Source organism: Pseudoduganella sp. R-34 (assembly GCF_049904655.1).
Taxonomy (GTDB): domain Bacteria; phylum Pseudomonadota; class Gammaproteobacteria; order Burkholderiales; family Burkholderiaceae_D; genus Rugamonas.
Map to the genome: position 1 here is coordinate 5,689,702 of NZ_CP184572.1, position 21,082 is coordinate 5,710,783.

The following is a 21,082-nucleotide window of genomic DNA, read 5'->3' on the forward strand; positions in this document are numbered from 1 at the left end:
CCAGGCAGAACGGCTGCCTACAACTACACTGCCGGCGGGTCGGTCTCCCTGTCGAACACGCGCGGCCCCGCCAGGGCTGCGATGAATGCCGCCAGGGCCGGCTGCAGGTCGGCCGGCGCCGTGCCTATCAGGCCCGGGTCGGGCACGCCGCCCGGCAAGGTCGCCGGCACTCCTGCTGCCGCCAGCAGCGTCGCCCCCGCGCCCACCACCATCAGCGGCTTGCAGTGGCGGTATTGCAGCGTCACGAACTCCACTGCCAGCGCGTTGGCCGCCAGGGTTTCGGCCGCGGCATCGCCATCGGGCACCACCACGGCATCGAACAGCACTGCCGGCCCGGTCTCCAGCGACATGTCGGCCTCCAGTCCGCCGACCATGCCGACGTGGGGCGCCACCAGGCGCGTGACCGCGCCCTGCGCTTCCAGCCCGGCCTGCAGCGCATCGACCATGGCCTCGTCGCAGCCGGCCGCGATCAGGATCGCGACCTTGCGGCCGTGGATGCCCACCTGCCCCGGCCGCGACAGAAGCGACAGCCCGGGCGACGGTTGGTAGGTGGGCAGCTCGCGCGTCGTGGCCATCGGCTGCGCATCCGGCACCCTGGTCCCCAGGCGCAGCGCCACCATGTCCGCCAGCGCCGCATCGACGTTGACCAGCATGGACAAGGTGCGTTCGCGTATGGCTGGCACCTGCACCTTACTTAATTCGAAGCTGAAGGCATGCGCGATGTGCATCTGCTCGGCCGGCGTCTGGCTTTGCCAGAACAGGCGCGCCTGCGAGTAATGGTCGGCGAACAGTTCCGGCTTGCCGCGCACCTTGTCTTCCTGCACCGGTTCCGGGAAAGACGTGAAGCCCATGCGGCCGGCCTGGAAGGGGCAGCCTCCGCCCAGCGAGTTCGGTTCATACGCTACGCGGCCGCGATGAATGGCCTGGCGGTGCATGCCGTCGCGCTGGTTGTTGTGCACCTGCGCGACCGGGGCATTGATCGGGATCTCATGGAAATTCGGCCCGCCCAGGCGGCTGATCTGGGTGTCCACGTAGGAGTGGATGCGTCCGGCCAGCAGCGGGTCGTTGCTGAAGTCGATGCCCGGAACGACATGGGCGGCGCAGAACGCCACCTGTTCCGTCTCGGCGAAGAAGTTGTCGGGGTTACGGTCCAGCACCATGCGGCCGACCGGCTGCAGCGGCACCAGTTCTTCCGGCACGATCTTGGTCGGGTCGAGCACGTCGAACGGGAATTCCGCCGCTACTTCTTCTGTGAAGACTTGCAGCGCCAGCTCCCATTCCGGATATTCGCCCATTTCGATCGACTCCCACAGGTCGCGGCGGTGGAAATCGGGGTCGGCGCCGGAAATGCGCACGGCCTCGTCCCACACGAGCGAATAGGTACCCTGCCTGGGCAGCCAGTGGAACTTGACGAAGCGCGACTGCCCCGCCGCATTGACCATGCGGAAGGTATGCACGCCGAAGCCCTGCATGGTGCGGAAGCTGCGCGGGATGGCGCGATCCGACATCAGCCACATCAGCATGTGCATCGATTCCGGCATCAGCGACACGAAATCCCAGAATGTGTCATGCGCGCTGGCCGCCTGCGGCATGGCGTTGTGCGGCTCCGGCTTGACCGCATGCACCAGGTCCGGGAATTTCATCGCGTCCTGGATGAAGAAGACAGGCATGTTGTTACCGACCAGGTCCCAGTTGCCTTCGTCGGTATAGAACTTGACGGCGAAGCCGCGCACGTCGCGTGCGGTATCGGTCGAGCCGCGCTCACCGGCCACGGTGGAGAAGCGCACGAAAACCGGTGTGCGCTTGCCCGCAGCGGCAAACGGCGCGGCGCGCGTCAGCTCCGTCAGCTCGCGGTAGCACTCGAAGTAGCCGTGCGCTGCGGAGCCGCGTGCATGCACCACACGTTCGGGAATGCGCTCGTGGTCGAAGTGCGTGATCTTCTCACGCAGGATGAAGTCTTCCAGCAGCGCGGGGCCGCGCAGGCCGGCCTTCAGGGAATTCTGGTTGTCGGCAACCGGCACGCCCTGGTTGGTCGTGAGCGGCTGGCCGCCGGCATCGGTACGGACCCGGTCGAGCGGTCCGTTATTGGGATTGTCGCCCTGCGGCGGCGTGCCGGCCCCGGCCTTGGGCGATGCGGCGCCCTCGCTGGCGGTGCCGGCTGTCTCCAGCGGATCCGCTGGACTGGCAGTGGCGCCGGCAGGCGGAACGCCCGCGCCATGCTCCGCAGCCTTGTTGACGTTGTAGGGAAATTGCGCGGCCAGTCCGGCGCCGCGTTTAGCCGGGTCAGGTTTGGTCGTGGGCACGGCGCGCTCCCCGGTTCAATGCTTGCGCGAACCGAGCAGCTTGGAGACAGCGTAGCCTGCGGCCAGCGCAACCAGCAGCGATTTGCCCGGGCTCTGGCGCACGTAGTTGCGTCCGGATTCGGCGAAGCGCTTGTAGGCAGCATTCAACTGGTCGCCTTTGGCGCCCACCTGGTCGGTGATGCTGGTGATGTTGTCGGCCACCTTGTCAATCGTGCTGTGCATGCCGGCGCGCAAGTCCTTGGCCGGGTTGTCGCTGCGGGTGATGTTGTTGTCCATGATCGGGTTCCTTATCGTTCAGGTTGCAGTGGAAGGGTCAAGATAAGGCTGCACGCTTGCATCCACCGTGCGCCACCTAACGATGTGCGGCGGCGATTTCAGGCAAGCTGAGATTGTCCCTGTTGAAAGGTGCCGTGTGATTCCTATCGACCCTGTCACGAGCGCAAGCACCGTCACGCCGGCAACGCTGGGCGACCGTGTGGCGCCGGCTTCGGCGACGCCTGCGCCCGCCAATACCACGCCCTCGGTGTCCTCGCTTGGCCTGTTCCTGTCCAACCTGGTCCTGGCGCAGCGGCGCTTGCGCGAGCTGGCCGCATCAGGCGGCGATGCCGCGGCATTCGCAGCTGCGGCCCAGCAGGTGGTCGAGAACATGAATGCCAACGCCCCCGCCACCCTGGCGGCCGTGCTGACATCGCAACAGGCAGCGCTGGGGCAGGCCGGGATCAACGTCGCCAGCGGCGGCACGCTGTCGGCGGACGACGGCACCCTGGCGGCGGCGTTCAACGCGGCGCCGCAACGTGCCATCGCCGGGCTCGGCGAAGCGGTCGGCGCGGTGGCCGACGCTGCCGCTGCCGCTGCCCAGCCTGGCGCCGGCGCACTGGCGCTGGCAGCCGCTGACGATGCAGCAGCGACACCGTCGCCCAACCTGGCAGACCTGGCAACTCAGCAGCGTATTGCGGCGGAACAGGCGGCCGAAACCCGCCGCGTTGCCAGCGAGGCCCTGGCCGCCAACCAGCTGGAAAATACCCAGCAGCAGCGTATCGCCGAGGCACAGGCTGCGGAAACGCGGCAATTGGAAAGTACCCGGGAAGAAGACCTCGCCGCACAGGCATTGGCCGACCGCCTCGACGCCGCGCGCCGCGCCGCCGTGCAAGAGGCCGAAACCAACCAGCTCGGCCGCACCCGTGCCGAACGCGCGGCGGCCGACCGTCTCGATACCGCACGCCGGCTGGTCGCAGAGCAAGCGGAGTCCGCCGAGACGGAAGAACTGATCGCCGCCCGACTGGCACTTGCCCGCCAGCAGGCAGCAAGCACTGCGAATGCCGCGCCCGCCAGCACTGCCGCCGCCAGCGCTGCCGCCGGCAATGCACCAGCCGGTTCGGCTGGCGCGACGGCAGGCGAAACGCCATCACCGGCCCAGGCTGGTGCTGCCACGAACGCAACAGCAACGATCGCTGGCCCGCCGACGCCTGAGCAGGCCGCGACAGTGGCCGCACAAGAATTCCGTGCCGAGCAAGCCGCGACAAGCGCCGCACGTACGCGACAGGACCAGGCAGATGCCTCTGCAGCACAGGCCAGGCGCATTGCCGAAGAAAGCGAACGTACCCGCGCAGCCGCGACAAGCGACGCCCTGTCCCTGCAAGACAGGTTGACCGCCCAGCGCCTGGAACAGGCAAGGAGCGCCGCCCGCGATGTGGCGACCGAACAAGCAGAAGACCGTCTCGAAGCTCGCCGCCAGGCATTGCGTGAAGCCCAGGCCGCTGCGCAAGCTGCCGCCACGCTGACCAGCAACGCTGCCATCGCGCCACCGGCCGCCCCGCCCAACCCGGCCGTCGCTGGTGCACCGGCTGCACCGCCTGGCGCCGTCCCACCCGGCAATACCGCGATCCGCCCACCGGAGGCAGCAATCAGCGCGGCAGGACCACAGGTCAGCGGCGCAAGCGCAAGCGGCATTGCCGCCGGCCCAGGACCAGGCCCGGCGGCGGGCGCCGGCCAGGCCGGCGCCACCGCGGCAGGCACCTCCGCCACGGCCGCTTCTGCTGCCGCCGCCGCGCAGGAAGCGAGCGCAGCCGCCGAGCGCGCCGCCCTTGCTGCCGAGGCGGCGCGCCGCGCTGCCGCTCCCACGTCGCAGCAAGCCCAACGCCTGCAAGCCGCCGACCCCGCCATTGCCGCCGCTGTGGCGGCCTACCGTACCGGCGATATCGCCGCCGCGGCGGGACGTCCTCCCGCCGCGGCGCCGGCCATCGAACCGGTTCCCGCCCCGGTGGCCGTGCCCGCCACCACGCCCGTCGCGCCGGTCCAGTCACGCCCGGTCCAGCGCGCAGCAGAGCCCGCTACCGGCCGCCATGCCGGCGCGGGCGGGCAGCCGGGCAACAGTGCCGGCAGCGGCGCAGCTGGCGCCGGCACGCCCGGCGAAGGAGCACTGGCAGGGCGCGCACGCGGCGGGCGGGCTGCGCCTGGTGCGCCGCAGGCTCCAGGCACGCCGGCAGCGCCGCCTCCCGGCAGCCGCATTGACAATAATGCTTGAAAGCAAACGGAACGTTGTCGGCACGCACTAGCTGATCTGTATCGTGCTCCCCCTCCCTTCCAGCCGGCGGCAAAATCAAATGCATGATTTCCACGCCTCGCCGCCGCTTGCTGCGCACCGGTCCCCTGCTGTTGGCCAGCGCCCTCGGCTTGCCCATCCGGGCCGAGCCGCAGCCGTTCACGCTGATTGTCGGCGAAGCACTGGACCAGAACGGGAAGGTGCAGGCGCTGCGCCCCTGGCAGCAACAATTGTTCGCGTACCTTGAAGCCGAACTCGGCGTCAAGTTCCAGCTCCGCATGTACCCCTGGGCGCGCGCCGAACGCAATGCCCGCAATGGCGCCGGCCTGGTTTTCGGCCTGCCCAAGAATTCCGATCGGTTGCGCGACCTGCACTACAGCGAACCGGTCGCCAGCAATACCTTGTGGATCGTCACCCGCAGCGACGCCACATTTCCTTTCGAATCACTGGCCGACCTGAAAGGCAAGACCGTCGGCGCCGTCCACGGCTACGGATACGGCGAAGAATTCGAACAATCGCGTAACAAACTGTTTCGCGTGGAAGACGATATTCCATCGCGCACCATACGCCTGCGGCGCCTCCTGTTGAAGCGGGTGGACGCTGTGCTGCTTTTCCAGCCTGACTGGCAGAATGCGGCAGAAGTGCAAGCCGAGTTGCGCGCCTTCGCTGCCCCTCTGGCCAGGGAACTCCAGTTGCCGCCGGGGCTGACGCTCAGCGTACTGCCTCGCCCAGTCCAGGCCGAGAACCAGCAGTACTTCGCTATTTCCAAGGGCAAGGACGCCGGCCTGATCGACCGCATCAACGCCGCCCTCGCCAAGCAGCAAAAGCGCGCCTCCCTCTCCAGGCCTCCCCGTGCTTCATGATGCGCTGCGGCTTGCCGCGCCGCCCGGATTGTGGATAATCACGCCATCGACAAACAAAGGGAGACCCTTCGATGAAGCTGAAGCACTCGGCAAGCGCAGTGGCGCTGCTGGCAATGGCCGCTGGCGCCTGCGCGCAGGACATGGTGGTAAAGATCGGCCATAGCGGCCCGCTGTCCGGCGCACAAGCGTTTTCCGGCAAGGACAATGAAAACGGCGCTCGCCTGGCCATCGAAGAACTGAACGCCAAGCCGATCACCGTCGGCGGCAAGAAACTCAAATTCGAACTGATGTCGGAAGACGACCAGGGCGACCCGAAAGCTGGCGTTTCCGCCGCCCAGAAGCTGGCCGATGCCGGCGTCAAATACGTGGTCGGCCCGTACAACTCCGGCGTCGCCATTCCCGCTTCCCGCATCTATAACGAAGCCGGCGCCCTGATCGCACCGGTAGCAACCAACCCGAAGTTAACACAACAAGGTTACAAGGGAATCTTTCGCATCAATGCCAGCGACACCCAGCTCGGCTCCAAGATGGCGCTGTACGCCGCCAATGAGCTGAAGGTGAAGAATGTCGCGGTAATCGACGACCGCACTGCCTTCGGACAGGGCCTGGCGGAAGAATTCAAGAAGCAGGCACGCGCTTCCGGCCTGCAGGTCGCCGGCCACGAATACACTACCGACAAGGCGGTCGACTTCACCGCCATCCTGACCAAGCTGAAATCGAAGAACGTCCAGGCCGTATTCTTCGGCGGCTACGCGCCGCAAGGCGCACCGATGGCGCGCCAGATGAAGCAGCTGGGCATCCAGGCCAGGCTGCTGGGCGGCGACACCATCTGCACCGCGGAAATGGGCAAGCTGGGCGGCGATGCCGTCGGCGACAATGTCCTGTGCGCGCAGGGCGGCGCGCTGCTGGAGAAAGCGGCTTCCGGCCCGGCCTTCAAGGCCAAATTCAAGAAGCGCTTCAATGCCGAACCGGACGTCTATGCGTCGGCCTACTACGACGCCGTGCTGATGTACGCCGCCTCGATGCAGAAGGTGAATTCGATCGACCCGGCCAAGGTCGGCGCCGATATTTCCGCCGGCAGCTACAAGGGCGTCTCCGGCACATACGCCTTCGATGCCAAAGGCGACATGAAGTCCTCGCCAGTGACCATCTTCAGCTTCAGGAACGGCCAGCCGGCCCCCATAGCAAGCTATTAAGAAGCCCCGCTTCCCCTGCGGCCGGCCACAGCAGCCGGCCGCAGTTCCCAACTGTCGCGAATCTTCCACAGTGACAATTGGAGAATTTATCGCGCGTTTTTGCCGCTAGACTCCTTCCTGTAGTTGCTGCACGGCCCCCCGGCCGCGCCACATGGCAACTCGCCAATCGGCCCTGTCCACGCTGCTTGCACCTGTCATTACTTCCGCCCAGCTTCCGCTGGCTGCCTGAACGCGAATCCGTGGAGAGACAACAATGAACCTCAACCGAATGAAAGTCGGCACCCGCTTGCTCAGCGGCTTTGCCATCATTGCCCTGGTGGGCGCCCTGGTGGCCGGCATCGGCATTGTCAACATGAGCAAGATGAACGATATGGGCGAGCGCGTCTACGAACGCGAGTTGCTTGGCTTGTCGTACATAAAGGAAGCCAATATCAACCTGGTGTTCATCGGACGTTCGCTGCGCGGCTTGCTGTTGGCATCCAGCGAGCAGGAACGCGACAAATACCTGGCACGCATCGAAACCGGCCGCAGCGAGATGCGGGCCAACCTGGCCGAAGCGGACAAGCGCTTCTTTTCTCCCAAGGGGCGCGAATTGCTGGCCAAGCTGAACAGCGAACTCGATGCCTACGACAAAGGCGTGCAGGAAGCCATGCGCCGCGCCAGGGCCGAGCCACTGCAGGAAAACCGTGAACTGGTCAACTATGTGCTGGGCTCGATGGCCAGCGTTTCCAACTCGGCTGACGACCGCATGTCCGAACTGGCGCGCATGAAGGAAAAGAACGCTGCCGAAGCGGCACGCGCCTCCGTCGACCTGTACCAGTCCAGCCGCAACTTCATGATCATGCTGGTGGCGGGTAGTGCATTGATGGGCCTTGGCCTGGGCGCGTGGATCACCCGCGGCCTGCTGCGCCAGCTGGGCGGCGAACCGGCTGATGCCGCGGCGATTGCCGAACGCATTGCCGGCGGCGACCTGTCGGTCGACATCCGCACCAGGCCGAACGACAAGTCCAGCATGCTGTTCGCCCTGGGCCGCATGCGCGACAGCCTGGCACAGATCGTGGGCCAGGTGCGCAGCGGCACGGAAACCATTGCCACTGCCACCCAGCAGATCGCGGTGGGCAACCAGGACCTGTCCTCGCGCACCGAGCAGCAGGCCGGCTCGCTGGAAGAAACTGCTTCGTCGATGGAGGAACTGACTTCCGCCGTACGCCAGAACGCCGACAATGCGCGCCAGGCCAACCAGCTGGCCGCGTCGGCATCGGAAGTGGCGACGCGCGGCGGCGCCGTGGTCGCGCAGGTCGTCGATACCATGGGCTCCATCAACGAGGCCTCGAAGCGCGTGGTGGACATCATCTCGGTGATCGACGGCATCGCCTTCCAGACCAATATCCTGGCCCTGAATGCCGCGGTGGAAGCGGCGCGTGCCGGCGACCAGGGCCGCGGCTTTGCCGTGGTGGCCAACGAAGTGCGCACGCTGGCGCACCGCTCCGCAGGCGCGGCCAAGGAAATCAAGGCGCTGATCGAGAACTCGGTGGCCTGCGCGGAAAGCGGCAGCAAGCTGGTGGACCAGGCCGGCCGCACCATGGACGAAGTGGTGGCGAGCATCGCCAGCGTGAGCGACATCATGGCGGACATATCGGCGGCCAGCGCCGAGCAATCGACCGGCATCGACCAGGTCAACCAGGCGATCTCGGAGATGGACCACGTGACCCAGCAGAACGCCGCGCTGGTGGAGGAGGCTGCCGCCGCAGCCGAATCGCTGCAGTCGCAGGCCAGCCAGCTGTCGGAACTGGTGGCGGTATTCACCTTGCACAAGGCGGCAACCAGTGCCGCCATCGCCGTGGCCGCCGCACCGCGCGCACCGGCCCATGCCGGCAAGCCGGCCAGCCAGCGTACGGCAACACCCCGCCCTGCACTGCCGCAACAGGCGCCCAGCCAGCACACCATTCCGCAGCGCGCCCGCAGCAAGGCCGCAGTGGTGAAGGACGACGCCGGCGCGTGGGCGGAGTTCTGAATCAGCCTGGGCCGCTCGAGCTGCCGGCGGCCGGCTTTTCCGCGCTGATCCAGGCGATTGCGGCCGCATAGCCTGGCGGCGCGGGCAAGCTGGCGGCGGCGAATCCTGGCCATGGCCAGCGGCCATAGGCCAGCCGGTAGCGGCCTTGTTCCAGCGCCAGCACCGACAGTTCATTCAGGTATTTCCCGATTCCTACGCCGATCGCCTTCAACACCGCTTCCTTGCCAACCCAGCGCGTGAAGAAATTCATCGGCGCCGCGCGCTCGCGTGCTGTCAGCGCTTCCTCTTCCACGCACGACAGGCGCTCGTCCTGCCTTTCGATGTCGACCCCGACCGGTCCCTGGCTGGACAAGGCGATCAAGGCATAGTCGCCGGAATGCGATACATTGAACCACAACCCCTGCACGCCGGCCAGCGCGGGCTTGCCGTGGCGGCCGGTGCGCAGCATCACTTCCGCGGGTGCGCATGCCAGCGACTCGCCCAACAGGCGGCGCAAGGCGGCACGTGCCAGCACGTAGCGGCGCAGCGCCGCAGGTGCGCGAAATTCTTCCGCCCGCCCGCGTTCGGCCCCGTTCAGCAATGCCCATGCCGGCTCCAGCGCGCCATCGAGCCGCACGCGCCACACGCTCAGGCCGGCCGGCAGCGGCGCATCCAGTTTCTCAGGCAGCATGCAGGGCAGGATCGTTGAGCGGTACGTTGCGCAGCCGCTTGCACAGGCCGAACATGGCCAGGCCCAGCACGCCCGCCGCGACGCCCAGGACGAAAATGCCGGCGGTGGCCGACAACAGCTTGCCCAGCAAGCCGATGCCGATCGTGGCCAGCGAATCGCCAGCCGCATCCTGCGCCGCCCACAGGCCGTTGACGCGACCTAGGTAGTGGTCCGGCGTATGGCCCTGCACCAGTCCGTACTGCAGCAGCGACGCAATCGACACGCAGTAGCCGAAACAGGCCAGCAGCGCCAGCACGAAGGGGAACGCAGGCTGCACGCCCAGCAGCATCAGGCAGGCGAATGCCGCCAGGCTAGCACCGATCATGGCGCGGCCGGGGCGCTGCAGGCGCTCGGTCCAGCCGCTGACCACCGCACCCAGCGTGGCGCCCAGCGACACCGCCGAATACATCAGGCCCAGTTCCAGCGCCCCCGGCGCCATGGCCGGGAACAGCACGCGCACTGCCGTGGTCAGCGTCACCAGCGTGCCGACCAGCACCGTGGCGGCCAGCACCGGGCTGGTGGACAGGAAGCGCACCCCGTCGGCCAGCGCGCGCAGCGGGTGCTCATCGCTCGCATATTGCGGCAGCATGGCGGGCAGGCGCAGCAAAGGCAACAGCGTCAGGCCGGTGCCGACGGCGGCGACGGCATAGGCCCAGCCCACGCCGGCAGCGGCAATCAGGACGCCGCCGATGGCCGGCGAAATCACCGTCGCCAGCCGCATCGAGACCATGCTGATGGCGCGCGCCTGCATCAGGTTTTCGCGGCCGACGATGGCGGGCATGCAGGCCAGCAGCGCCGTCACGCCCAGGGCGCCGAAGAAGCCGTCCCAGGCCGACAGCAGGCACACCGCCCACAGCGACGGCGCCGGCAGCCAGGCATTGGCAGCCAAGCCGACGAAGCCCAGGCCGCAGATGGCGCGCGCCAGCAGGATCAGCTTGCGGCGGTCGTAGCGGTCGGCCAGCACGCCGCCCAGCAACAGCCCGGCAAACATGCCGCCGCCTTCCAGCGCCAGCGCCAGTCCCACCTGCAGGCTGTCGCCGGTCAGCGCGTACACCTGCATCGGCACCGCCACCGACAGCATGCCAAGCCCCAGCAGCGAGATGGTGCGGGCAATAAAGACGCTGCGGAAGTCGCGGTTGCGCCGCAGCAGGCCAAGGTCGACCAACATTTTCATGCTCATTTCCATTCCTTCGTTCATGCGCTGCGCCGCTGGCGCAGCTGGAGCCGCTGCTCTGCGCTGCCGATGGCGCGGTCCAGCAGCGGGCCAAGGGTTTCCAGCGATTGCGGCGACAGGATGTTTTCGTGCGAGCAGTGCGCCAGGTGGTGCACTTCCAGGTCCGCCACATGCCGGTGCCATGCCTCGACCGGGCGGATATACTCCGGCAAGGACTGGCCGGCGATGAACAGCGTGACCGGCCCGTCATAGTCCGGCGTGCGCGTTTGCGCCAGCAAGCGCACGGCGTCGCGGTAGTTGGCAAAGACCTGCTCCAGCATGGCCGCCTTCTCCTGCCGCAGCACTTCGTCGGTCTCGCCGTCGTAGGCATCGCCCAGCAGGCGTTCCTGTTCGCGTTCCGCGCCCAGCGCCGCTTCGGCGCCTTGCGGATCGGTCCAGTCGTGCACCTCGGCCGGATAGGTATCGAGCAGTCCGAGGAAGCTGACTTCCTCCCCTTGCGCCCGCAAGCGCTCGGCCACGCCGTAGGCGACGGTGCCGCCCAGCGAGTAGCCCAGCAGGTAGTACGGCCCCTGCTGCTGCACGCCGCGCACGATCTCCACCTGCCGGTCCAGCAGCGCTTCCATGTCGCGGCTGGCAGCCACCAGGCCATGGGAACGGGGCGACTGCAGGCCGACGATGGCGCGGCCGCCGCCAAGATAGCGCGATAGCACGCTGTACTGCCATGCGAAACCGGAACCCGGATAGAAGCAGATCAGCGGCGGCCCGTCGCCCTGGCGCAGCTGGATCACCTCGTCAAAGCCGTCGTTGCCGAAATCGTTGACCATGCCCTGGCTGTTCAACAAGGCTGCCAGGCGCGCCACCGTCGGCGCCGTCATGACCTGGCCCACCGTGATGCGCCGCTGCAGCGTGCGCCGCACTTCCGCCGCCAGCTTCATGGCCAGCAGCGAATGCCCGCCAATGGCGAAAAAGTCGTCGTCGGCGCCCACCGCCCCGGTCCCCAGCACACGCGCGAACACTTCGGCCAGCCGTTCTTCCAGCCCGCGCGCCGGGGCCCGGCCGGCCGGCGTGCCGCTGCGTGCCGGCAGCGGCAGCGCCTTGCGATCGAGCTTGCCGTTGGCGCTGAGCGGCAGGGCTGGCAGCGCCATCACCGCCACCGGCACCATATGGGACGGCAGGCGCGCCGCCAGTGCGCTGCGCAGCTGCTCCCCATCCGGTTCTGCGGCCGGCGCCGCGACCACATAGGCCAGCAATTGACGCGCATCCGCAGCGCCGCTGTCGCCGCCCAGCACTGCGGCTTGCACCGCTGCTTCGGCCACGCCCGGCTGCTCGCGCAACGCGGCCTCGATCTCGCCCAGCTCGATGCGTTGGCCGCGGATCTTCAGCTGGTCGTCGGCGCGGCCCAGGTACTCCACGATGCAGCCTTCCAGCCAGCGCACGATGTCGCCGGTGCGGTACAGGCGGGCGCCGGCCACGAACGGGTCGGCCACGAAGCGCGCCGCGGTCAGCCCCGGCTTGCCGATATAGCCGTCGGCCAGCTGGACGCCGCCCAGGTACAGCTCGCCGACCGCGCCCGGCGGGACCTGGCGCAGCCAGCGGTCCAGCACACGCAGCTGGGTGTTCCAGACCGGGCGCCCGATCGGCACGCCAGCACCGCCCTGCCCCATGTCGCCAAAGGCGGGCATGTAGCTGACGTCCACCGCAGCTTCGGTCGGGCCGTACAGGTTGTGCAGTGCCGCCGAACTGTATTGCGCGAATTCGCGCGCCAGCGACTTGCCAAGCGCTTCGCCGCTGCAGAAGACCAGGCGCAGGCTGGTGCAACGGCGCTCACCGAGCTCCGACAGGTGGCCAGCAAACACCGACAGCATCGACGGTACGAAATGCAGGCAGGTGACGCCATGCCGCTCGATAGCCTGCACCAGCGCGGAAGGGTCGCGATGCGCATCCGGCTCGGCCAGCACCAGGCAGGCGCCCTGCATCAATGGCCAGAAGAATTCCCACACCGAGACGTCGAAGCCGCAAGGGGTTTTCTGCAGCACGACATCTTCCTCGCGCAGCTGGTATGCATACTGCATCCAGGCGATACGGTTGTAGATCGCCCGGTGCGGCACCATGGTGCCCTTGGGACGGCCGGTGGTGCCGGAGGTGTAGATCACGTACGCCGGATGCGCCGGCGTGATCCTGACGTCCAGCTGCGGCGCAGGCGCGCCGGCCTGCGCCAGTTCGTCAAAGCGCAGCACCGGCGCGGCGGCCGATGCGAAGCGTCCGGCGTGGGTCTCGTCGGTGACCAGCAGGCGCGGCCCGGCGTCGGACAGCATGTAGGCCAGGCGGTCGGCGGGATAGCCCAGTTCCAGCGGCAGGTAGGCGGCGCCGGCTTCGATCACGGCCATGATGGCGATGCTGAGGCGCACCGAGCGCGGCAACGCCACCGCCACGATGTCGCCCGGCACAACGCCCTGCTGCACCAGTTGCGCTGCCAGGATGCACACCTGGCGCCGCATTTCGGCGTAATCCAGTTCGCAGCGCGCGTCGGCCAGCGCCGGGCGGTTGGGCGTGCGCCGCACCTGCGCGGCCAGCACGTCGCGCAGCGTCAGCGCGGACAGGTCGACGCTGGTGTCGTTGGCGGCAAGCAGCGCCTGCGCCTCGCCGGGCGTCAGCAGCGGGTAACGCGCCAACGGCAGCTGCGGCCGGTCCAGCGCCGTGCGCAGCACTTGCGCCACGCGCTGTGCCAGCGCAGCGGCATCGACGGCGGCGCCGCGCTGCTCGACCAGCAGCGTCAGGCGCTCGCCCGGCAGCACCAGCAAGGCCAGCGGGTAATGGCTGTAGCCGCGGTTGACCACTTCGCCGATGCGCAGCGGGTGGCCGTCGCATCCCGGCAGCTCCTGCGCCAGATAGCCGTTGTCCGGGTAGTTTTCCACCACCAGCAGCGTGTCGAACAAGGCCGCCGCGCCGGCCGCGCGCTGGATCGCAGCCAGTCCCAGACCGTCGTGCTCCATCAAGGCGATATGGCGCCGCTGCAGCGCAGGCAGCTGGTCCCACAATGGCTGCGCCGCATCGAGGCGGGTGCGGACCGGGATCGTGTTGAGGAAGAGGCCGACCTGCTCCTCGATGCCGTCGATCCCGCCGTGGCGCCCCGACACCGGGCTGCCGAACAGCACGTCGCTGCGGCCCGCCATCATGCCCAGCACCTGTCCCCAGACCGCCTGCATCAGCACATTGAGCGTGATGCCGCGGCTGCGCAATGCGTCCTGCAGCTTCGCCGTCAGCGATGCCGGCAGTTGCAGCATGTATTCCTGCACCGGCGCAGCCTCCGCGGCGGCGTCGAACAGCAGCAGCGGCTCCGCGCCCTGCAGGTCCTCGCGCCAGGCGGCTTCCGACGCTGCGGTATCGCGTTGCGCCAGGCATTCCACCACACGCTCGTAGCTTGCGCGCAGGGGGGCAAGCGCGGCGCCGGGCTGGCGGTAGGCCGCCATCAGGTCGCGCAGCAGCAGCGGCGTGGACCAGCCATCGATGACCAGGTGGTGCACAACCAGCAGCAGCACGTGGCGGCGCGGCGCCAGTGTCGCCAGGGCCGCCTGCAGCATGCCGCCGAAGCGCGTGGTCGAACCGTCCCGCGCCAGCAAGGCGGACTGCAAGGCAAGCAGTTGCGCCTGGGCCTCCGCTTCCGGCAGGTGGCCGAAATCGTGCTGTTGCCACGGCCATACGGGCATCGCCCCGGGCGCGGGCATCAGGAACAGGGGCCGTTCGGCCGCATCAAGGTCGAACATGCCGCCCAGCTGAGGATAGCGGTGCAGGACGGCTCCGAGCGCGCCATGCAGCCGTGCCGCGTCGACTTCGCCTTCCAGGTGCAGCAATGTGAATGCGTTATAGCTGCCCTGCCCCTGCGCCGCTTGCGCCGTTTGCGCATGGAACAGCATGCCCGCCTGCAGCGGCAGCACGGGCAGGATCGCGCCGTGCGCACCGTGGCGTTGCTGCAGCAACGCGCGCTGCTGCGCGGTCACGGCGTCGGACAACAGTTCCGCCGGCGAAGCGGCGCCCGTCACGGCAAAAGGCGCCAGTTGGCCGGCCATGGCACGTGGCGTGCGCTGCGCGAACACCGCGGCCGGGCGCAGCAGGTAGCCGCAATGGCGCAGGGCGGTGCACAGCATGATGGCGGAAATGCTGTCGCCGCCAAGGGCGAAGAAGTCGTCGCCGGCCGACACGTGGGCGAGCTTCAGCACTTCGGCCATGGCGCGCGCCACCAGCAGGGGCAGCGGACCGGCAACATCGTCCTGCGCGGCCGATGCGCTCGCGGCTGCGGCCTGCGGCGCCGGCAGCTGCTTGCGGTCGACCTTGCCGCTGACATTGCGCGGAAACTTGTCGAGCACGACCAGCGCAGCCGGCACCATATAGTCAGGCAGGGACTGGCGCAGCGCCGCCAGCAGTTCGGCGCCACGGGCCGCCCGCCCGCCCTCGTCCAGGGCCGGCACCACGCAATAGCCGACCAGGCGGTGCGTATTGTTGACTGCCTGCGCCAGCACCGCCACGCTTTCCACCCCGGGCAGCAGCGACAGCGCATTCTCCACTTCGCCCAGCTCGACGCGGTAGCCGCGCACCTTGACCTGGTCGTCGCCGCGGCCGAGGAATTCCAGCAGGCCCGCATGGCTCCAGCGCACCAGGTCGCCGGTGCGGTACATGCGGCTGCCAGGTTCGCCGAACGGGCACGCCACGAAGCGCGCAGCGCTCAGGCCGCCGCGCGCCAGGTAGCCCCGGGCCAGGCCGGCGCCGCTGATATACAGCTCGCCCGCCACGCCGACGGGCACCGGCATCAGCCGCGCGTCCAGCACATGCGCCACCGTATTGCCGATCGGGCGGCCGACTACCGGCTGCTCGCTGTCGGCCAGCGCGGCGCGCAGCGTATCCACCGTGTACTCCGTCGGGCCGTACAGGTTGTGCGCCTGCAGGCCGGGGAAGGAGCGCAGCTGCTGCCACAGGGCTGCCGGCGCCGCTTCGCCGCCGATGAGCAGGAGCGCCGGCTGGTGCCGCCCCGGCGCCATCAGGCCGTTGCCCAGCATCTGCGCCAGGAAGGAAGGCGGCAGGTCCATGGCGTCGATGCCGATGCGCTCGACTTCCTGCACCAGGCCGTACGCATCGCGCCGCATCTCCTCGTCGAACACATACAGTTCCTGGCCGCGCAGCATCCAGAACAGCTGCAGCCAGGACGAATCGAACGAGAACGAGTGCGTATGGGCGGCGCGCAGGGCGCGGCCGGGATGGCGCGCTGCCACTGCCGCCAATGCCGGGCCGTATACCGACTCTTCGTGCGCCTGGAACAGGTTGAGCAGGGCGCCATGCGTGTTCATGACGCCTTTCGGCCGCCCGGTGCTGCCGGATGTGAAGATGATGTAGGCCACGCCATCGGCCGGCAGCAGCCCGCCCCGCTCCTCCTCGCCCAGCGGCGCACAGGACAGCTGGTCCAGCGCAGTGCGCGCGGCGGCACTGTCGACGTCGATGCGGGCAATGCCTGCCGGCGGCGCGATAGCAGCCGCGCCGGTGGACAGCAGCAGGACAGGCGCCGCGTCCTCGCACATCATGGCGATGCGGTCCGCCGGGTAATCAAGGTCCAGCGGCAGGAACACCGCGCCGCATTCCATCACGGCCAGCATCGCGACCACCGATTCGGCCGAGCGGGGAATCGCCACCGCAACCACCCGGCCGGGGCCGGCGCCCTGGGTGCGCAGCAGGCGCGCCAGCTGGGCGACACGGTCCGCCAGGGCGGCAAAGCTCAGGCTGACGGCGCCGCACACCAGCGCCAGCGCGTCCGGCCGCGCCGCCGCTTGCCTCGCCAGCATGGCCGACAGGCGGTCCACGCCGGGCGGCGCGATGTCCGGTCCGCGCGACCAGGCGCCGATGCGGGCCAGTTCGTCCTCCGTGGCGGGCGCCAGCGCCTGCAGCTCGCGCTGCGGCTCCGCCAGCCATTGCTGCAACATGCCGGCCAAGCGCGCCGCATGCTGCTCCAGTTCCGCCACTTCGTAGCGTGCCGCGTCGGCGCGCAGTTCAAGCGAGATATGCTCGGCCACCTGCAGGTTGAATTCCAGGTCGTCCACCGGTCCGGTCGCCAGGTGATGCGTCAGGCCCTGCAGGCCAGCCAGGTCCAGCCGGTAATCGAACATCTTGAAGTTGACCAGCGCGCCGTACAGTTTGCGGCCGGTCCCGACCAGGCCCGCGTCGCGCTGGATCTGCTCCGCTTCATAGCGCTGGTGCGGGCGCACCACCTGGACGGCGGCGCGGAAGGCGCGCGCCACACCAAACCAGTCCATGCCGCCGGCCATCTCGACCGACAGCGGCAGCACATTGACCGTCGGCGCCAGCGCGTTGATGGCGCGCGCGCCCATGCGCCGCATGAACGGCATGCCGATGGCCTGCCGCTTCTGCCCGGTCATGCGGTACAGGTAAGCGGCCAGCAGGCCATGCAGCAGGTCCGGCACAGCCAGGCTTGCGGAAGCGGCGTAGCGCTGCAGGCCGGCGGCCGTATCGGCCGGGAATTCCCATGCCACGCTGTGTACACGGCCGGATGGCGGCGCATTGCGCAACGACAGGGTGGCCGCCGGCGGCAGGGCTTCGCAGAAGCCGGCCCAGAAGGCACGGTCGCGCTCCCGCGCATCGCTGCGCTGGTAGGCCTCGTATTCCGCGACTGCCACGGCCGCCGAAACGAAAGGCGACGGCGCGGCGGCAGCGCCGGCTGCCAGTGCGCCATAGTGGGCGGCGATGCGCCGCGTCAGGGCGAGGAAGCTGAAGCCGTCCAGCATGATGTGGTGGAAGCGCTGGTACCACAGCCAGTGGTCCCGGCCGACCTGGAACAGGGCCTGGCGGTAGCACGCATGGCCGCCGGACAGGTCGAACGGCGCCGCCATGTCGTCCCGCATCCAGGCGTCGGCCCGCTGCCGTGCGTCGGCATGGCAGCGCAGGTCGAGCTGCACCGGCGGGTCGATGCCGTCTGCAGCGGAAGCTGTGCGCAGCTGCTGGCGCGCGCCGGCTTCGGTCTCGACGTAGCGGGCAGTCACCGTATCGGCTTCGGCCAGCCCGCGCTGGATCGCGCGCGACAGCAGCTCCGGCTGCAAGGCGCCGCGCACTTCGATGCAGTGGGCAATGAGGTAGCCCTGCTTGTTCTCGGCCACCTGGTCTGCCAGCCAGATGCCAAGCTGGCTGCCGTTCAGCGGCAGGTATTGCTGGTCCATGGATTTTCCTCAGGCGCGGGCCGCGAACGGGTTGATGGTGTGCCAGTAGCTCTCGATGTAGTCGATGCACTCGCGGCGCGACGCCGGACCGTGCTGCACTTGCCAGCCGGCCGGTTGCTCGGCGAACTCGGGCCACAGGCTGAATTGGCCGGCGCCGTTGCGCAGCACCGTGAACCGGTAGCTTTCGTCGTCAAAAGGATTGGTCGTGTTTTCGTTGCTCATGGTTCCTGGGTCTCGTCAAAGTCATTCATCAATTCACACAGCCCTTCCAGCAGGCCGTCGCGCCAGCACAGCCAGTCGTGGCCGCCGCGCACTTCGCGCAGCGTGGAGCGGTGGCCGGCGGCGCGGAGCGCCTGGTGGAAGGAGCGATTCGGGCCAAGCATCTGGTCTTCGTAGCAGCCGATCTCCAGCAGGAAGCGCAAAGGCCGGCCGGCAGCCGGTCCTTGCGCCACCGAGCCGGCAAGCCAGCCGCCGCTGGCGGTATCGGATGGATCGGGCCACCAGAACGAACCGGATTGGCTCAGCACATTGCCAAAGCGCGCGGGCCAATGCAGGGCCGCATAGGCTGCAGCAAGGCCGCCGAAGCTCTGTCCTGCGACAATCGTGCGCCCCGGCAGGGCGCTGAACGGTTCCAGCGCGTACGCTGCCGGCAGCAGTTCCTGTTGCAGGGCTTCCCAGAACGGGGCGTGGCAGGGCAACTCCAGGGCGCGCCGTTCCGGCGTCACGGCATCGACCAGCAGGTAGATCGCCGGGGGCAGCGCCCCTTGCGCAGTCAATATGTCCAGCGCCCCGAACAGCGGCATCTGCCGCGCCCAGTACTGGCCATCGAGCAGGACGACCAGCGGCGCATCGTTCGCTTCCTGCGGCGCCGTGCGGTAGATCCACGTGTCCCGGCCGAGGTCCAGCGCGGCACTCTGCCAGCGATGCTGGTGCAGGCGGCCTTGCGGCGGACCCGCCTGCGCCCAGGCGGGATGGCTGGCGGCATCCGGCAGCAGCAGCGGCGACAGGGGCAGGCCCCAGCTGCCGCCATGGGCCGGGCCCGGATTCAGCGGGTCGGCCTGGGCGTTTGTCTCCAGCAGGCCGACCCACCAGCGGCGCAACGCTGCGCCGCCGCCCTCTTGCGGCGCTTCCTGTCCCGCGCCAAGCGGCATCAGGAAGTAGCTGCCGCGCCAGTCAGGCGGCAACCGGGTGCTCCAGCTCCACACGTCTGTCCCGGGATGGTGGCGCATGGCGGCCGGTCCCACGCCGGGGTGCGGCGTGTGCGAATACACGTCGATGTAGACAGCCCGCGCCTGCGCGGCGGCTGGCGCACGCCACAGGAAAGTGACGTTGCAATCTGCGGCGTACTCCAATAGCGGGGTGCCGCGCGCGGCGACCTCGTCCCACCATGCCGGACTGCCAAGATCGGCACGGTCCATCATGCCTGGCGCTCCTGCGGAAATGCCGGTTCCGGCGCAGCCGCGGCAGGCGCCGCCCACACGCTGTCCAGCGGACCGCTGCGGGCACGGCGTGCAGCCAGGCGCGCCCCCCATGCCAGCGGCAACGCCAGCACCAGCGCAGTCAGGTCGACAGCCACCGCGCCCAGGCTGCCATGCGCCCACATGCCGAGCGAAGGCGCCAGGCGCGCCAGCAGCGAGGTGGCGGGAATCGCGCAGCCGGCCAGGGCGCACAGCGCCAGCAATTCTGGCGCGGCACGCGCGGCGCCGCGCCAGAAGGCCCACGCCACACAGGCCAGGAAGACGATGTAGTAGGTCGTCATCAGCACCGCATTGAGGTTGCCCGACGCAGCGTGCAGCCACTTCGCAGCCAGCAAAGCAGCCGCCACGCCGGCCACGCTGCCAAGGCAGACGCCGACAGTGGCGGCGGCCAGGACGGCCGTGCGGCGCGGCTGGGCCGGTGGCGCCTGGTCGCGCAACTGGTTCTTGCGGCGCTTCTCGAGCCACAGCAGGTTGCCCGAATAGAACAGGAACGCTCCGGACAGCCCGAAAGCGAAATAGATCCAGCGCATCCAGTCACCGCCGTAACTGCCGAAATGCAGGGCGAAGAACGGCGCCACGAGGCTGCTCCACGTATCGCTCTTAGTGGGCAGCATGCTGCTGTTCAGCACCTGGCCGTTGTACGGGTCCATCAGGAGATAAGCGGATACCGCGCCGCGCACCACGTAATCCTCATTGGCCACGCCGACGCGGACCAGGGGACGCGGGCTCTCCAGGTCCATGAACAGCATTTCCGTCACCTCGAATCCCGGTGCTTCCTGCTGCGCCAGGCGAACCAGTTCGCTTGCCGGCGCCAGCTTCGTCACGTCGCCCGGTCCCGCGGTTCCGCTCGGGCGTGCCCACATCTTCTGCTCGCCGTACACCACATGCTGCAGGCTGTCGTAGAACTGGTCGTGGAAGGCGAACACGATCACCGTCAGGCTGATCACGATGTGGAACGGCAGGCTGGCGATGCCGATCACATTGTGCGCATCGAGCCAGAAGCGCTTGCGGTTCTTGCCCTTGCGCAGGGCGAAGAAGTCCTTGACCAGCGTCGGCAGCAGCAGGACCACGCCCGACACCAAGGCCAGGAAATACAGCACGCCCGCCACGCCCATCAGGTACACGCCCAGGTACTCGTCGCCCAGCGTGCCGGGAATGCCGCCGGTGCGGTGCAGCATGTCGACCAGTTCGCCGAGCAGGGACGGCCGCACCTCCTGCGCCACCAGCTTGCCTTGCTCGTCCAGGCTTGCCTGCCAGCGCATGGCGTTCAGGTCGATGTCGCGCCCCGCATGGCCCGCGCTCCAGGTCACCGGCGCCGGATTGTTTTCATGCCGCACCACGTGCAGCGTGAATTCCTCGCGCGCAGCGGGATGGGCAGCCAGCACTTCGCGCACCACGCTGTCGACCTGCTGAGGCGCCAGCGCGCTGGCCAGGGCGGAGGGTGCGCTGACCCAGCGCTCCAGCGGGTGCTTGAACATGGTCAGCGCGCCGCCAAAGAAGCCGATGAACAGCAGGATGCCGGCGCAGATGCCGGTCCAGGTATGAAGGGATTGGTAAATGCGAAGGATATCGCTGCGGACTTTCATGGC

Annotated in this window: 12 protein-coding genes; 4 read left to right on the plus strand and 8 right to left on the minus strand. The window is 68.6% G+C overall.

All coding sequences use genetic code 11. The annotated features are described in order from the left end of the window. Positions 1 to 23: 23 nt before the first annotated feature. Positions 24 to 2,303, minus strand: coding sequence for a catalase (locus ACN9MW_RS26170; RefSeq protein WP_426164348.1), 2,280 nt, complete (start codon positions 2,301 to 2,303; stop codon positions 24 to 26). 15 nt (positions 2,304 to 2,318) lie between these two features. Next, entirely contained in the window at positions 2,319 to 2,579 is a 261-nt protein-coding gene (locus tag ACN9MW_RS26175) for a hypothetical protein (RefSeq protein ID WP_426164350.1), read from the minus strand. A 136-nt stretch (positions 2,580 to 2,715) separates the two neighbouring features. On the opposite strand from ACN9MW_RS26175, the gene ACN9MW_RS26180 reads away from it, so the two are divergent. From ACN9MW_RS26180 to ACN9MW_RS26195, 4 genes are all read left to right on the plus strand, one after another. Further along, on the plus strand, positions 2,716 to 4,827 hold the full coding sequence (locus ACN9MW_RS26180) for a hypothetical protein (protein WP_426164352.1): 2,112 nt from the start codon (positions 2,716 to 2,718) through the stop codon (positions 4,825 to 4,827). Between the two features lie 83 nt (positions 4,828 to 4,910). Continuing rightward, positions 4,911 to 5,708: a substrate-binding periplasmic protein gene (locus tag ACN9MW_RS26185; RefSeq protein WP_426164354.1), complete on the plus strand. Its 798-nt coding sequence runs from the start codon at positions 4,911 to 4,913 to the stop codon at positions 5,706 to 5,708. 71 nt (positions 5,709 to 5,779) lie between these two features. Further along, positions 5,780 to 6,904: a branched-chain amino acid ABC transporter substrate-binding protein gene (locus tag ACN9MW_RS26190; RefSeq protein ID WP_426164356.1), complete on the plus strand. Its 1,125-nt coding sequence runs from the start codon at positions 5,780 to 5,782 to the stop codon at positions 6,902 to 6,904. 253 nt (positions 6,905 to 7,157) lie between these two features. Continuing rightward, on the plus strand, positions 7,158 to 8,918 hold the full coding sequence (locus ACN9MW_RS26195) for a methyl-accepting chemotaxis protein (protein WP_426164358.1): 1,761 nt from the start codon (positions 7,158 to 7,160) through the stop codon (positions 8,916 to 8,918). Between the two features lies 1 nt (position 8,919). Here the strand turns inward: ACN9MW_RS26195 and ACN9MW_RS26200 are convergent, their stop codons facing one another. The 6 genes from ACN9MW_RS26200 to ACN9MW_RS26225 are packed head-to-tail and all read right to left on the minus strand — an operon-like array spanning position 8,920 to position 21,079. Beyond that, positions 8,920 to 9,588: a 4'-phosphopantetheinyl transferase superfamily protein gene (locus ACN9MW_RS26200; protein ID WP_426164360.1), complete on the minus strand. Its 669-nt coding sequence runs from the start codon at positions 9,586 to 9,588 to the stop codon at positions 8,920 to 8,922. Beyond that, positions 9,578 to 10,801, minus strand: coding sequence for an enterobactin transporter EntS (entS, locus tag ACN9MW_RS26205; RefSeq protein ID WP_426164362.1), 1,224 nt, complete (start codon positions 10,799 to 10,801; stop codon positions 9,578 to 9,580). The genes ACN9MW_RS26200 and entS overlap by 11 nt, the downstream gene beginning before the upstream one ends. Before the next feature lie 20 nt (positions 10,802 to 10,821). After that, the gene (locus ACN9MW_RS26210; protein WP_426164364.1) at positions 10,822 to 18,015 is read right to left on the minus strand and encodes an amino acid adenylation domain-containing protein; all 7,194 of its coding nucleotides are present in this window, start codon (positions 18,013 to 18,015) and stop codon (positions 10,822 to 10,824) included. A 9-nt stretch (positions 18,016 to 18,024) separates the two neighbouring features. After that, the gene (locus ACN9MW_RS26215) at positions 18,025 to 18,237 is read right to left on the minus strand and encodes an MbtH family protein (protein WP_426164367.1); all 213 of its coding nucleotides are present in this window, start codon (positions 18,235 to 18,237) and stop codon (positions 18,025 to 18,027) included. After that, entirely contained in the window at positions 18,234 to 19,436 is a 1,203-nt protein-coding gene (gene fes, locus ACN9MW_RS26220; protein WP_426164369.1) for an enterochelin esterase, read from the minus strand. The genes ACN9MW_RS26215 and fes overlap by 4 nt, the downstream gene beginning before the upstream one ends. Beyond that, entirely contained in the window at positions 19,433 to 21,079 is a 1,647-nt protein-coding gene (locus tag ACN9MW_RS26225; RefSeq protein WP_426164371.1) for a PepSY-associated TM helix domain-containing protein, read from the minus strand. The genes fes and ACN9MW_RS26225 overlap by 4 nt, the downstream gene beginning before the upstream one ends. Positions 21,080 to 21,082 lie beyond the last annotated feature (3 nt).